Source organism: Actinoplanes sp. NPDC049668 (assembly GCF_044465445.1).
GTDB lineage: Bacteria > Actinomycetota > Actinomycetes > Mycobacteriales > Micromonosporaceae > Actinoplanes.
Map to the genome: position 1 here is coordinate 459,285 of NZ_JBITLR010000006.1, position 13,426 is coordinate 472,710.

The following is a 13,426-nucleotide window of genomic DNA, read 5'->3' on the forward strand; positions in this document are numbered from 1 at the left end:
CTTGCGCCGGGAAGCTTTCCTTGGAGCACGAGACCGAGTCGCGGAGGGGAACCCATGACGATCGATGACGAGAATCGGCCGGCCCGGCAAAGGATCACGCTGACCGACATCAGCTCCCGGGCCTGGGAACACCCCGCCGACCGCGGCGCGCTCACCGCCCTGCGTGAGCTGCGCGGCTTCGACGACGTCGTGAAGGCGTTCTTCGGCATGTGGAACGAGCGCGGCTTCCGGCTCTCGTACCTGGCCGGATCGATCCGCGTCGACCACCGCCAGTACCCGCGGGTGCACCAGCGCTTCGTCGAGGCAGCGACGACCCTCGACGTGGCCGAGCTGCCCGAGCTCTACGTCTCGCAGTCTCCGATGATCAACGGCCAGGCGATCGGCATGGACAAGCCGTTCATCGTCATCACCACCGGCGCGGTCGAGAAGCTCGACGACGAGGAGCTGCGCGCCCTGCTCGGCCACGAGATCGGCCACGTGCGCAGCGGCCACGCCGTCTACAAGACGATCATGATCATCCTGACCAGGTGGGCGACCAGCGTCAGCTGGCTGCCGATCGGCGCCCTCGCGCTGCGGGCGATCATCGCGGCGATGTACGAGTGGTGGCGCAAGGCTGAGCTGTCGGCGGACCGCGCCGGCCTGCTCGCCGGCCAGGACCCGGGCGCCTCGACCCGCCTGCTGATGAAGCTCGCGGGCGGCGGCGACCTCTCGCAGATCGACACGACCGCGTTCCTGGAGCAGGCCGCCGAGTACCAGGGCGGCGGCGACCTCCGCGACAGCATCCACAAGATCGGCATGACGGCGTGGAGCAGCCACCCGGTGCCGGTCGCCCGCGCGGCCGAGCTGCGCCGCTGGATCGACTCGGGCGAGTACGGCCGCATCCTCGGCGGCGACTACCCACGCCGCGACTCCGACGGCAACGCGTCGGTCTCGGGCGACGTGAAGGCGGCGGCGGGCCACTACCGGGAGGTCTTCGAGAACTCGCCGGACCCGCTGGTGACGCTGCTCCGCCGGTTCGGCGGCGGCGCTGCCGACCTGGGCGGCTGGGCCGGTGCGCAGACCGGGAAGGCGTGGGCCTGGGCGAGCACGGCGGCCGAGGCCGCCGGCCGGGCGGCCCGCCGGGAGAGCCGCCCCGCCGACAGCCCCGGTGACGGCCCGGCCGACGGGTCCAACGGCGGCAACGGCTCGGCCGGGGAGAACCCGCCGGCCTGATCGACCGTCGCCCGCGCTCCCGGCCCCCATGGGAGCGCGGGCGACTTCAGGTCCGGGTACCGCGCGTCCTAAAATCGCGGGGTGCAGACCCGCGCCGGAACCCCGCGACCCATCACCCGCTACGGCAATCCCGTGCTGCACCGCCGGTGCGCCGAGGTGACCGTCTTCGACGACGACCTGGTGCAGCTCGTCGCCGACATGTTCGCCTCGATGGCCGCCGCCGAGGGCGTCGGGCTCGCGGCCAACCAGATCGGCGTCGACGCCCGGGTGTTCGTCGTCGACTGCCCCGACGCGACCGACACCCACGTCGTCGCCCATGTCGTCAACCCCGTGCTGCACCTGCCGGAGGGCCGCGACCTCGAGGTCGACAGCGAGGGCTGCCTCTCAGTGCCCGGCGTCCGCGCCGACGTCGGCCGCCCGACCACCGCGTACGTGACCGGGGTGGACATGCACGGCGAGCCGGTACGCATCGACGGCACCGGACTGCTCGCGCGCTGCCTGCAACACGAGACCGATCACCTCGACGGGCTGCTCTACGTCGACCGGCTGCCCGCGAAGAAGCGCAAGAAGATGCTCGCCGAGAGCGCGGAGGCGCCCGGAGTCGGCGTTTCCGGCGCACCCGACTAATAGACCGACGCCCGCGATGGACGTCAATGTCATTACGGTGCCACCCTCGGCCGACCGGCTCGGGTCGGCCGTCGTGATGGCGGCCTCCGGGTGCTGACCGGCGAGGTGGCATCGGAGTTTCGGCTCGGGCGTGATGATCGGCGGTACGGATGGACAACAACCGCCGTGGTCGATACTCTTGCTTACGACGCCGTTGCGAGTTCTTCCCCCGTGGAATTCGCAGCGGCGTTCTTATTTGGCCACCGCAAGCTCAGTCGGCCGAGATGGGAATGCTGGTGTAGCCGCGGATCGCGAGGCTGTCGCGCCGCCCCGGCTCCCCGGCCAGTGCCAGGCGGGGGAAGCGGGCCAGCAGCGCCGGTATCGCCAGCTGTGCCTCCAGGCGGGCCAGCGGCGCGCCCAGGCAGAAGTGGATGCCGCCGCCGAACGACAGGGGCGCGTTGTCCGGGCGGGCCAGATCGAGCCGGTCCGGATCGGCGAAACGCTCCGGGTCGCGGTTGCCCGCACCCAGGTACGCCACGATCCGCTCGCCGCCCGACATCGGCACGCCCGCGATCTCCACGTCGTCCCACGCCACCCGGCTGAGCAGCTGCACCGGGGTGTCGAAGCGCAGCAGCTCCTCGACCGCGCTGGTGGCGAGGCCGGGCTGCCGGCGCAGCGTCTCGAGCTGATCCGGGTTGCGCAGCAGTGCGACGACGCCGTTGCCGAGCAGGTTCGTCGTCGTCTCGAAGCCGGCCGCGAACAGCAGGGCCGCCATGGTGAGCAGCTCGTCCTCGGTGAGCTTGTCGCCGTCTTCCTCGGCCGCGACCAGCGCACTGATCAGGTCGTCGCCCGGGTTCTTGCGGCGCTCGGCCGTCAGCGCGGCCAGGTACTCGCGGATCGCCGCGGCCGCCGGGTCCGCCGTCTCGAGAACCTCCGGCGTGATCACCTCCAGCACCTGCGTCCAGTCCCGGACCAACGTCTGGAACTGGGCCCGGTCCGGCTCGGGGATGCCGAGCAGCTCGCCGATGACGTTGACCGGCAGCGGAAAGCCCAGCGCCTGAACGAAGTCGACCTCGCCGCTCATCCGGTCGAGCAGGTCCTCGACCATCTGGGCGATCCGAGGCCGCAGCGCCTGCACCCGACGGGCGGTGAACGAGGAGCTGACCAGGCGCCGCAGCCGGGTGTGGTCCGGCGGGTTCTTGGCAAGGACGCTGGTGAACAGCTGGTACAGCGCGGGGTGGTCGGCCCAGTCGGGGCGGACGAACTCCATCATGTGCGACGGCAGGTGCCCGAGCTTCGGGTGCCGGGTGACGGCGACGCAGTCGGCGTGCCGGGTGACCACGAGCGCGCCGTCCTCGGCGCGGACGACCGGGGAGATCTCCCGGAGCCGTCGATAGCGGGGGTACGGATCCTCGCGGCCCGGCAGCCGGGTCAGCTCATCGAGCAGCGTCGTCGCCTCAACACTCTCCACAATGTCCGTCACCTCGACGAGGCTACCGGCCTCAACGCTGATACACGTCCGGAATTCCGTCGTGGTCCGAGTCGACCGACTCCTCGGCCTCGATCGCCCGGTAGTGCCGATTGCGCACCCGGAGCACGACCGCCGCGAGCAGGGCGGACAGCAGGGAGCCCAGCAGGATGCCGATCTTCGCGTTCCCGTCCCGCACGGTTCCGTACCCGAACGCGAGCTCGCCGATCAGCAGCGACACCGTGAAGCCGATGCCGCCGAGCAGGGCGACGCCGATGACGTCCCACCAGCTCAGCCCCGGATCCAGGCTGGCCCGGGTGAAGCGCTGCACCAGCCAGGTCGCGCCGGTCACGCCGACCGACTTGCCGACGACCAGGCCGGCCATCACGCCGATGGTCACCGAGTCGCGCAGGCTGGCGCCGAGCCCGCCGGCCGCGGCGATCGAGACGCCGGCCGCGGAGAACGCGAACAAGGGCACGGCGAATCCGGCCGACAGCGGCCGGAAGCGGTGCTCGAAGTGCTCGGCCAGCCCGAACCGGCGTACCGGCACGGTGAAGGCGAGCAGGACGCCGGCCACGGTGGCGTGCACGCCGGACTCGTGCACCAGCACCCAGGTCGCCGCCGCCAGCGGCAGCAGCAGCCACCACCGGCGGACCCCGCGCTGGACCAGCAGCCCGAACAGCGCCAGCGGGATCAGCGCGAGCAGCAGCGGCAACGGGTGCAATGACGACGTGTAGAAGACCGCGATGATCACGATGGCCAGCAGGTCGTCGACCACGGCGAGGGTCAGCAGGAACGTGCGCAGGGCCGTCGGCAGGTGCGTGCCGATGACGGCGAGAACCGCGAGGGCGAAGGCGATGTCCGTCGCGGTCGGCGTCGCCCACCCGGCGAGCGCGCCGCTGTCCAGGTTGATCAGCACGTAGATCACCGCGGGCACGATCATGCCGCCGACGGCCGCCACCACCGGCAGGGCCGCCCGCCGCGGGTCACGCAGGTCGCCGGCGACGAACTCACGCTTGAGCTCGAGCCCGGCGACGAAGAAGAAGATCGCCAGCAGCCCGTCGGCCGCCCACTCCGCCAGGGTCAGCGGCCCGAGGTGGAGCTCGAGCAGGCTGCGGTAGGCGGCGCTCCACGGCGAGTTCGCCCAGCCGATGCCGATCAGCGCGGCCACCAGGAGCAGAATCCCGCCGGTGGTCTCGGTACGCAGCAGCTCACCGATGCGACGGGTCTCAGGCCAGGTACCGCGCCCGAAAAGGGACATCGTCGTCCTCCGGTCTCCCGTGCACCTGACCTGATCCGACCCTATCGGCTCGCGGGCCCGGCGTCAGGCGACGAGGTTGATCCGTACCGCCAGGTCTGCCGGACCCGGCGCTGGTGCGTCCAGCGGATGAACCTCTCAAAAAGCTCCGATGGTGGCCCGTGTGGAAGGTCGCCGACCGCCTCCTCCAGGTTCACCCACATGTAGATGGCGAGGGAGATCCGATCCATCTCGCAGCCCAGGCGTTCGCGCGCCGAATCGCAGGGCCACGCCTTGCCTCAGGACCGGCAGTCCCACGATGGCCGGTCGGCTATGTGCTCCAGTGCTTCCACGGCCGTGGTCACCGCACGTGCCTTCGTGAGCAGCATTCCTGCCCAGGGACAGCGGCCTTGTCCTTCCAGAGGGGATCGGGTCGGTAGACCGCGGTCGAGTCTGGACACGGATACCAGGGGCACCCGCAGTGACATCGCTTCTTCCAGGGTGCGAACCATGCCCGCACTGGCCTATGCCTCACGGCAACCTCCCTCGGAGTGACGAATCGGTCACCCGATCACCGTGCCTGATGGTCATGAAATCCGCAACATGCGGATTACACTATGCAGATTGGAGATTTGCGAATGTCTGTCATGTTGTCTGCAAGGGATCGAGGAAGGGAGGATGAGCCGTGACCCAACGCCAGAGCCCTACGGTCAGGAGGCGACGCCTCGCCCTCACGCTCCGACAGCTCCGAGCATCGGCAGGCTTGTCCGCTGCCGATGCCGCGAGGCGTGTGGACCATGACGCGAGCTGGCTGTCTCGGATCGAGAGCTCGGAGGTCCGGCCTCACCCGAACGACGTGCGCGCGTTGCTGTCGCTGTACGGCGTCGAAGGGGACCAGGCCGAGGCGGTCATCGCCGTAGCGCGCCAAGCCAAACAGCGCGGCTGGTGGCAGAGGTACAACGACGTCCTGCCGGACTGGTTCACCACGTTCGTCGGCATGGAGTCCGAGGCGTCAGTGATCCGCAGCTACCAGTGTCAGATGGTCCCTGGCCTACTCCAGACGGAGGAGTACGCGCGGGCGGCTTTCCAGGGCGCGCCGGTCCCGATGAGAGACGACGAAGTAGAGCGGCAGGTGGCTCTCCGACTCGAACGGCAAGAGATCCTCACCTCGGACGAGCCTCCGATCTTGCGAGTGGTCATCGACGAGGGAGCCGTTCGCCGCCTGGTCGGCGGAGTGGCGGTCATGAAGGCGCAGATCGACCGGCTCATTGAGGCGAGCCAGAAGACGAACATCCAGATCCTGGTGTTGCCGTACGCAGCCGGTGTCGGCTTCGACGGCAGCTTCGTGATCCTCAACTTTCCGCCGCTGCCGGAGCCGTACCCCGATGCGGCAGAGGATCAGATGGTCTACGTCGACACACTCACCGGCGCGCTGTACCTCGAACGTCCCGCGGAGGTCTCCATCTACTCCGCGGCGTACGAGCAGCTACAGGCACTGTCGCTAGGTCCGAAGGAATCACGGGATAGGCTGAGCAAGATCTCTGCTGACCTGGCGACATAGAAGGAGGACGGGGGCATGGACCTGTCTCGCGCGGTATGGCGCAAGAGCACCCGTTCAGGATCGTCCGGTGACTGCGTGGAGGTGGCCGACAACCTGCCCGGTGTGGTCGCCGTCCGCGACTCGAAGAACCCGACCGGTCCGGCGCTTGTCTTCACGCCCTCGGAGTGGACGGCCTTCACAGGCGGAGTAAAGGACGGCGAGTTCGACCTCTGACGGGGCGCCACGGTAGGGCCGACGCGCCTAACGGGGTGCGGCGACTGATCGTGACCACACCCCGCTACACGTGACGTCCGTTGACTGGCTACGTCAGCGGACGAAGCAGGCCGCCGCCTTGATGATGTCCGCTCGGTCTCCCGAGTCAGAGCCGCGAAGGGCGACGGTAGCTACGACAACGGCTCCGGCCACAGGTATGCCGACGACGATTAGGGCAGTCCATGGGAACGGGTTTGAGTGAATTGTGTGGTTCTGCACACGGTCTCCTAACGCTTCGGGCGCCCGAGCTGGAGACACGCAGGGCTCAGCTCGGCCACCTATGGGCCTGATAACTGAGGTCCTGCTCCGACTAGCAGAAGCCTTGTACTGCTCTGACCACGCGCGCGCTGTGTAAGTACTGCTATGTATTCGGCTCGTGTTCCGTCTGGTCTCATTTATTAGGTGGCTCGTCCGGTAGTCGGCACCGGAGTTCGCCGTGAAGCATCGCCAGACGGTCAGACGCCACCACAAGGGATGGACACTTGCCGGCAGCCTACCCACCACCGGCGACCACTCTCCGAAGGCGCTTCGGTCGGGGTCGTGGAGGCACGAAATTCGCCTGATCAGGCTGAGCTCAGCGACCACCCTGCCGGGGCACCGCACCTGACAGGCGATTCGTGCCCTGTCGGCTCGCGGGCCCCGGCGTCAGGCGACGAGTTTGATCCGTACCCGGCGGTTCTGGCGGCCCTTGCTCTCGACCTTGACCACCTGGACCCGGCCGACCTGGGCGGTCGAGGCCACGTGCGTGCCGCCGTCGGCCTGCACGTCCAGGCCGACGATGTCCACCACCCGGATCTCGGGGTTCTCCAGCGGCGGCAGGGCGTCCTGGGTGCGGACCAGGTCGGGGATGGCGAGCGCCTCCGCGCGCGACAGCACCCGCGCGACGATCTTGCGGTCGGCGGCGACCTCCGCGTTCACCGCGTCCTCGAGGGCCTGCTTGAAGCCCGGCGGGATCTCCGGCAGGTTGAAGTCCATCCGCGCCTCGCCCGGCTGCATGTTGCCGCCGGTGACCAGCGCGCCGAAGTCGCGGAACACCGTGCCGCAGAGGATGTGCAGGCCCGAGTGGGTGCGCATCAGGGTGCTGCGGCGCTCGTCGTCGACGGCGCCGCGCACGCTCGCGCCGACCGGCGGCACCGGGTCGCCCGGCGCCGGGATCAGGTAGTGCTCGTCGCCCTTGCGGGTGTCCACGATCCGGGTCTGCACGCCCTGCCAGATCAGCACGCCGTGGTCCGGCGGCTGGCCGCCGCCGCCCGGGTAGAACGCCGAGCGGTCGAGCACGATCCCCGCCTCCGGGTCGGCGGGATCGGACCAGACGACCGTGCAGTCCCATTCCCGGATCGTGGGGTCGGCCCAGTCCAGGCGATGCGTGTGTCCATGCTGATCGAACGCCATGCGCCGAGCCTAGGTCCTACCCGGGGCGAACTCGCGTACTGCGGCGGCGGTATGCCAGGTCACGTTCTTACCGCGCGGGGACGACGTCCGGTGCCCCGGTCCGCGCGTAACGTGATCGTCATGGAGATGAGCGGGCTGCGGCAGACGCGGGCCGGGCTGGCGATAGTTCGCCATCCGCTGCTCTGCGACGTCGCGCTGGGCCTGCTCCTGGCGGCCGCCGCGCTCGCCGCCGTGCGCGTCGGGCCGCACGGCCAGGAGCCGCGGGCTCCCGGCGCCGTCGAGGCCGTCGCGATCTGCGTCGCCTTTCTGGGGGTCTCGGTCCGCCGCGTGCGTACCCGGCCGGCCCTGATCGTCGTGGCCGTCACCTGGACAGCGCTCGTCGCCGTCTTCCACGAGCGGCAGCCGGTCCTGACCGTCGCCGCGGTCGTGCTGCTGTTCACGTTCGCGAGCCGCAACGACCGGCGTACGTCCTGGGGCACCGCCTGCTGCATCGGCGTCGCGCTGTACCTGGCGGGGGTGGCCTGGGGCGGCGGCGGGTGGTGGGCGCCGGAGAACCTGGGCACGCTCGCCTGGATCGGCATGGCCACCGCGGTCGGCGACGCCACCCGCAGCCGCCGGGCGTACGTGGCGGAGGTCGAGGAGCGCGCCCGGCGCGCCGAGCAGAGCCGCGACGAGGAGGCCCGGCGCCGGGTGGTCGAGGAACGGGTGCGCATCGCCCGCGAGCTGCACGACGTCGTCGCGCACCACATCGCCGTCATCAAGGTTCAGGCCACCGGCGCGAAGCACATCCTGGCGCACCGCCCGGAGCAGGTCGCGCCGGCGCTGGACCACATCAGCCGCTCGTCGGACGCGGCGCTCAAGGAGATCGCGTCCGTCGTCGGGCTGCTGCGCGGCGCCGACGGCATCGAGGCGCCGGCCACCGAGCCGACCCGCGGGCTGGCGCGGCTGCGCGGGCTGCTCGACGATCTCGCCGCCGCGGGCCTGCGGGTGGACCACCGCCAGCTCGGCGAGCCCCGGGAGCTGCCCGCGCTGGTCGACCTCGCGGCCTACCGGATCGCACAGGAGGCGCTGACCAACGCGCAGAAGTACGGCGACGGCGCGGCCCGGCTCGAGGTGTCCTACGCGGCGGACGGCGTGACGCTGGAGATCACCAACCGGGTCCGGCCCGGTGCCGCGCCGGCCGGTTCCGGGTACGGCATCGTCGGCATGCGCGAGCGCGCCGCGTCCACCGGCGGCGCGCTGACGGCGGGGCCGGGCGACGACGGCCGGTTCACGGTCCGCGCCGAGCTGCCGGCCGCGGACCTCGAGCGGGTCGCCTCGTGAGCATCCGCGTGCTGCTCGCCGACGATCAGCCGCTGATCCGGGCGGGATTTCGGATGTTCGTCGAGCCCGACCCGGATGTCGAGGTCGTCGGCGAGGCCGGCACCGGCCTCGAGGCCGTGGAGCTGGCCCGCTCCGCGCGCGCCGACGTGGTGCTGATGGACCTGCGGATGCCGGGCATGGACGGCATCGAGGCCACCCGTCGCATCGCCGAGTCCGAGGACCTGGCGGGCGTCCGGGTGCTGGTGCTGACCACGTTCGAGAACGACGACAACGTGGTGCTGGCGCTGCGCGCCGGTGCCAGCGGCTTTCTCGGCAAGCATGTCGAGCCCGCCGAACTGCTGCGTGCGATCCGTGTCGTGGCGGCGGGGGAGTCGTTGCTCTCCCCGGCCGCCACCCGCGGTCTGGTCAGCCGGTTCCTGAGCCAGCCGGTGCCGAGCGCGCTGCCGGCGGCGTTGGAGCTGGGCGCCCTGACGGAACGCGAACGCGAGGTGCTGGCGCTGGTGGCGCACGGGCTGTCCAACGACGAGATCGGCGAGCGGCTGTACGTGTCGCCGTTGACGGTGAAGACGCACATCAACCGGGCGATGACCAAGCTCGGGGTGCGGGACCGGGCGCAGCTGGTCGTCATCGCGTACCAGAGCGGTCTGGTCCGGCCCGGTGAGCAGCAGCCGTGAGCGGGCCGATCACCGCGGTCCTGCTCTGCGTCGCGTCGGCCGCGGGTTATGCGGCCGCGGCGGTCCTGCAGGAGCGGCTCGCGCAGCGGCCGATCGGCGTGCTGGTCCGGATGCCGTTGTGGTGGTTCGCGATCGCGCTGAACGGCGCCGCCGCGGCCCTGCACGTGGTCGCGCTGCGCTACGGCCCGCTCTCCCTGGTCCAGCCGTTCGGCGTGCTCACGCTGGTGTTGGCGGTCCCGCTGGCCGCGGTGATCGCCCGGCGCGCGGTAACCCGCGTCGAGGGGCGCGGCATCGTCCTGACGGTGACCGGCCTGCTCGGCATCCTGATGCTGGCGGGCACCGCGAAGGGCGTCGCGGTGCTCGGCGCCGGGCAGCTTCTCGGCCTGCTGATGGCGACCGCCGTGGTACTGACGACCCTGGGCGGCTGGGGCGCGGTGCCGGGCGCCTCGGCCCTCTGGCCGGCGGCCGCCGCGGGCGTCTCCTTCGGCGTCTCGTCGGCGCTGACCCAGACGGTGGCCGTGCACCTCACCGGCGACGGCCCGGCCGCGCTGCTGAATCCGACGGTCGCCGTCGCGGCGTGTGCGATCGTGGCGTTGTCGTCGGCCGGAACGCTGTTCACCCAGCGGTCCTACCGCGGCGGCCTCGGAGCCCCGCTGGCGGTCAGCACGCTGGCCAACCCGGTCGCCGCCGCGGCGATCGGCATCGTGCTGCTGGGCGAGCGGATCGCCGGTGGTGGGGTCGGCGCGCTGGTCGCGGTGGCCAGCGCCGGCGCCGCGGCGCTGGGCGTGAGCCTGCTGACCCGCGCACAGCTCAGGCTGAGGCTGACGGCGAAGATCGCCCCTCAACTCGGCCGCCCTCTTTCTGCTCCCTCGCAGTAAGCCCCCTGCAACTCGGGCCGAATGGGTTAGTGGACGGACCGAATCGGGTGAAGGGGCGTAACAGTGGCAGGTCTTACCGGATGGGCACGCAACCGCCGGGTGTCGACGAAGGTTCTCACGGTGGCCGGTGTCGCCATCGCGGGCATGCTCGTCACCGGCATCATGAGCCTCATCGGCATCTCCAGCCTCAAGACCACCCGCACGGACGAGCTGAGCCGCGCCGTTCCGTACATCACCGCGCTGCACGACGCCGAGCTCGCCGCCAAGGCCGGTGCGAACGACGAGCGGGGATTCCTGATCGCCGGTGACAAGTCGTTCGCGACCGAGGCCCTCGGCCGCCAGGAGACCGTCGACGAGCGCCTCGCCGCCGCGCGTGCACTTGGCACCCCCGCCGAGCAAAACACCATCGACGAGATCAAGGCGGGGACCGACGCCTGGTTCGCCGCGCTCGACGCCGAGTTCAAGAGCTACGCGGCGAACCCGCAGGCGGCCATCGACGCGTCCTTCGGCGCGAACCGCGACCTGCGCAAGGCCTACGAGGAGCAGCTCGCGGCCGAGACCGACCGGGCCGACGCGGCCCTGATCGCGGGCGAGCAGTTCGACGCGACGGTGCAGAAGACGCTGACAACGGTGATCGTGGCGATGTGCGTCGCCCTGCTGCTCTCGGTGCTGCTCGCGCTCTGGGTGGCCCGGATGATCGTCACGCCGCTGCGGCGGGTGTCGGCGGTGCTGGACGCCGTCGCCGACGGAGACCTCTCCAGGGATCCCGACGTGGATCAGAAGGACGAGCTCGGCGGCATGGCCCGCGCGCTGCGGCAGGCCATCGCGAACCTGCGGACGACCATCACCGACCTGTCCGCGCACTCGCAGAGCCTGAACACCGCGGCCGGCGCGCTGGCCGCGACCAGCCGGGACAGCGCGGCGAGCGCGGAGACCGGCGCCCGGCAGGCGAACACCGTCGCCGAGACCGCCGCGGTGATGTCGTCGAACGTGCAGACGGTTGCCGCCGGCGCCGAGGAGATGGGCGCCTCCATCCGGGAGATCAGCCAGAGCGCCACCCAGGCGGTCGGGGTCGCGGCCCGGGCCGTCGACGTCACCGCCTCGACGACCACGGTGATGTCCAAGCTCGGTGAGTCGTCCACCGAGATCGGCAACGTGATCAAGGTGATCACCGCGATCGCCGAGCAGACCAACCTGCTCGCCCTCAACGCGACCATCGAGGCGGCCCGGGCCGGCGAGATGGGCAAGGGGTTCGCCGTGGTGGCCAGCGAGGTCAAGGACCTGGCGCAGGAGACCGCCCGGGCGACCGAGGACATCGGTCAGCGGGTCGCGGCCATCCAGACCGACACCCAGGGCGCGGTCGAGGCGATCGGGGAGATCAGCGAGATCATCGGCCGGATCAGCGAGTACCAGACCACCATCGCTTCCGCGGTCGAGGAGCAGACGGTGACCACCAACGAGATGAGCCGCAGCGTCACCGAGGCCGCCGAGGCCGGCGGCCGGGTGGCCGAGACGATCACCGACGTGGCCGCCTCCGTGCAGGCGACGACGGTCGGCGTCACGGAGGCGACCCGGGCCGCCGGACAGCTCGCGGAGATGTCCGACGACCTGCGCGCGATCGTCAACCGCTTCCGGCTGGAGCCGGCGGGCGTTGCGGCCGATGCCTAGAGGTAGGCGCGGCCCGCGTTGCGCTTGAGGGCGTCCTCCCAGCCGGGTACGTCGGTCGGCTCCAGGTCGGTGCCGCCGACGTACTCGGCCGACGGGCGGATGATCTTGCCGAGGCGCTTCTGCTCCAGGATGTGACTGCTCCAGCCGGCCGTCCGGGCGCAGGTGAACATCGAGGTGAACAGCGGGGCGGGCACCTCGGCGAAGTCCAGGATGATCGCCGCCCAGAACTCGACGTTGGTCTCCAGCACCCGGTCCGGCTTGCGCTCGCGCAGCTCGGCCAGCGCCGCGTCCTCCAGCGCCTTCGCGACCTCGTAGCGCGGCGCGCCCAGCTCCTTGGCGGCCGCGCGCAGCAGCCGGGCCCGCGGGTCCTCGGCGCGGTAGATCGCGTGGCCGAAGCCCATCAGGCGCTGGCCGCTGTCGAGGAGCTGCTTCACGTACGCCCGCGCGTCGCCGGAGCGCTCGACGGCCTCGACCATGTGCAGGGCCCGCGACGGCGCGCCGCCGTGCAGCGGCCCGGACATCGCGCCGACCGCCGCCGAGACGGACGCGGGCACGTCGGCGCCGGTGCTGGCCACGACCCGCGCGGTGAACGTGGACGCGTTCATGCCGTGCTCCGCCGCCGAGATCCAGTAGCGGTCGATCGCGCTCACGTGCCGCGGGTCGGGCTCGCCGCGCCAGCGGATCATGAAGCGCTCGACGATGCTCGTCGCCTCGTCCACCCGGCTCTCCGGCACGGCCGGCAGGTCCGTGCCGCGCGCGCCCTTGGCGACCAGCCCGAGCAGCGCGGCGGAGGTGCGCGCCAGGTCGGCGCGGGCCTGCTCGTCGTCGATGTCGATCAGCGGGCCGAGGCCCCACCGCGGCGCCAGGGTGGCGACGGCGGCCTGTACGTCGGCGCGGATGTCGCCCGAGCGCACGGTCAGGGTGACGGGCTCCTCGGCCGGCAGCGGGGCGCCGAAGTCCCCGTCCACGAGCAGGCCCCAGATGTCGGCATAGGACACCCGGCCGACGAGCTTCTCGATGTCGATACCGCGATAGCGCAGGGCGCCACCGTCACGATCGGGCTCAGCGATCTCTGTGGAGAACGCGACGACGCCGGCCAGGCCAGGGGGAACGGTCAGCATGGTGACTCCCGTTAACACATCGGTGGAGGTCGAA

12 protein-coding genes are annotated in these 13,426 nt (G+C 71.2%); 8 read left to right on the plus strand and 4 right to left on the minus strand.

Annotated features, from left to right (window positions below; translation table 11 throughout):
- Positions 1–54 precede the first annotated feature (54 nt).
- Positions 55–1,212 carry a M48 family metallopeptidase gene (locus ACIBSW_RS26700; protein ID WP_354723938.1) on the plus strand — a complete coding sequence of 386 codons (1,158 nt, stop codon included), beginning with the start codon at positions 55–57 and terminating at the stop codon, positions 1,210–1,212.
- Positions 1,213–1,293: 81 nt separating this feature from the next.
- Positions 1,294–1,839, plus strand: coding sequence for a peptide deformylase (gene def / locus ACIBSW_RS26705; protein ID WP_354723936.1), 546 nt, complete (start codon positions 1,294–1,296; stop codon positions 1,837–1,839).
- 250 nt (positions 1,840–2,089) lie between these two features.
- Here def and ACIBSW_RS26710 read toward each other — a convergent pair whose 3' ends face one another.
- Together ACIBSW_RS26710 and nhaA are read right to left on the minus strand one after the other, a co-directional pair.
- Positions 2,090–3,301 (minus strand): cytochrome P450, encoded by a 1,212-nt coding sequence (locus tag ACIBSW_RS26710; protein ID WP_354723934.1) that lies wholly within the window; start codon positions 3,299–3,301, stop codon positions 2,090–2,092.
- Positions 3,302–3,320: 19 nt separating this feature from the next.
- Complete coding sequence (nhaA, locus tag ACIBSW_RS26715; protein WP_354723932.1) at positions 3,321–4,547, minus strand: Na+/H+ antiporter NhaA; 1,227 nt, start codon at positions 4,545–4,547, stop codon at positions 3,321–3,323.
- A gap of 661 nt (positions 4,548–5,208) precedes the next feature.
- Between nhaA and ACIBSW_RS26720 the strand changes: the two genes are divergently transcribed.
- Together ACIBSW_RS26720 and ACIBSW_RS26725 are read left to right on the plus strand one after the other, a co-directional pair.
- Positions 5,209–6,084: a helix-turn-helix transcriptional regulator gene (locus tag ACIBSW_RS26720; protein ID WP_354723930.1), complete on the plus strand. Its 876-nt coding sequence runs from the start codon at positions 5,209–5,211 to the stop codon at positions 6,082–6,084.
- 15 nt (positions 6,085–6,099) lie between these two features.
- Entirely contained in the window at positions 6,100–6,297 is a 198-nt protein-coding gene (locus ACIBSW_RS26725; RefSeq protein ID WP_354723928.1) for a DUF397 domain-containing protein, read from the plus strand.
- A gap of 684 nt (positions 6,298–6,981) precedes the next feature.
- Here the strand turns inward: ACIBSW_RS26725 and ACIBSW_RS26730 are convergent.
- Complete coding sequence (locus ACIBSW_RS26730; protein WP_354723926.1) at positions 6,982–7,728, minus strand: alanyl-tRNA editing protein; 747 nt, start codon at positions 7,726–7,728, stop codon at positions 6,982–6,984.
- 120 nt (positions 7,729–7,848) lie between these two features.
- Here ACIBSW_RS26730 and ACIBSW_RS26735 point away from each other — a divergent pair, with 120 nt between their 5' ends.
- From ACIBSW_RS26735 to ACIBSW_RS26750, 4 genes are all read left to right on the plus strand, one after another.
- The gene (locus tag ACIBSW_RS26735; RefSeq protein ID WP_354723924.1) at positions 7,849–9,051 is read left to right on the plus strand and encodes a histidine kinase; all 1,203 of its coding nucleotides are present in this window, start codon (positions 7,849–7,851) and stop codon (positions 9,049–9,051) included.
- Positions 9,048–9,725: a response regulator transcription factor gene (locus tag ACIBSW_RS26740; RefSeq protein WP_354723922.1), complete on the plus strand. Its 678-nt coding sequence runs from the start codon at positions 9,048–9,050 to the stop codon at positions 9,723–9,725. The genes ACIBSW_RS26735 and ACIBSW_RS26740 overlap by 4 nt, the downstream gene beginning before the upstream one ends.
- Complete coding sequence (locus tag ACIBSW_RS26745) at positions 9,722–10,603, plus strand: hypothetical protein (RefSeq protein ID WP_354723920.1); 882 nt, start codon at positions 9,722–9,724, stop codon at positions 10,601–10,603. Before ACIBSW_RS26740 ends, ACIBSW_RS26745 begins: the two co-directional genes overlap by 4 nt.
- A 120-nt stretch (positions 10,604–10,723) precedes the next feature.
- Positions 10,724–12,271, plus strand: a complete 1,548-nt coding sequence (locus ACIBSW_RS26750) for a methyl-accepting chemotaxis protein (RefSeq protein WP_354723918.1) — start codon at positions 10,724–10,726, stop codon at positions 12,269–12,271.
- Here the strand turns inward: ACIBSW_RS26750 and ACIBSW_RS26755 are convergent.
- Positions 12,268–13,392, minus strand: a complete 1,125-nt coding sequence (locus ACIBSW_RS26755; RefSeq protein WP_354723916.1) for a citrate synthase 2 — start codon at positions 13,390–13,392, stop codon at positions 12,268–12,270. The two genes, ACIBSW_RS26750 and ACIBSW_RS26755, sit on opposite strands and share 4 nt — an antisense overlap.
- Between the last annotated feature and the right edge of the window lie 34 nt (positions 13,393–13,426).

Bases quoted from the DNA above. Each gene is read 5' to 3' on its own strand.
- ACIBSW_RS26700 (WP_354723938.1), top strand. From the start codon at position 55: ATGACGATCGATGACGAGAATCGGCCGGCCCGGCAAAGGATCACGCTG.
- ACIBSW_RS26730 (WP_354723926.1), bottom strand. From the start codon at position 7,728: ATGGCGTTCGATCAGCATGGACACACGCATCGCCTGGACTGGGCCGAC.
- ACIBSW_RS26725 (WP_354723928.1), top strand. From the start codon at position 6,100: ATGGACCTGTCTCGCGCGGTATGGCGCAAGAGCACCCGTTCAGGATCG.
- nhaA (WP_354723932.1), bottom strand. From the start codon at position 4,547: ATGTCCCTTTTCGGGCGCGGTACCTGGCCTGAGACCCGTCGCATCGGT.
- ACIBSW_RS26755 (WP_354723916.1), bottom strand. From the start codon at position 13,392: ATGCTGACCGTTCCCCCTGGCCTGGCCGGCGTCGTCGCGTTCTCCACA.
- ACIBSW_RS26735 (WP_354723924.1), top strand. From the start codon at position 7,849: ATGGAGATGAGCGGGCTGCGGCAGACGCGGGCCGGGCTGGCGATAGTT.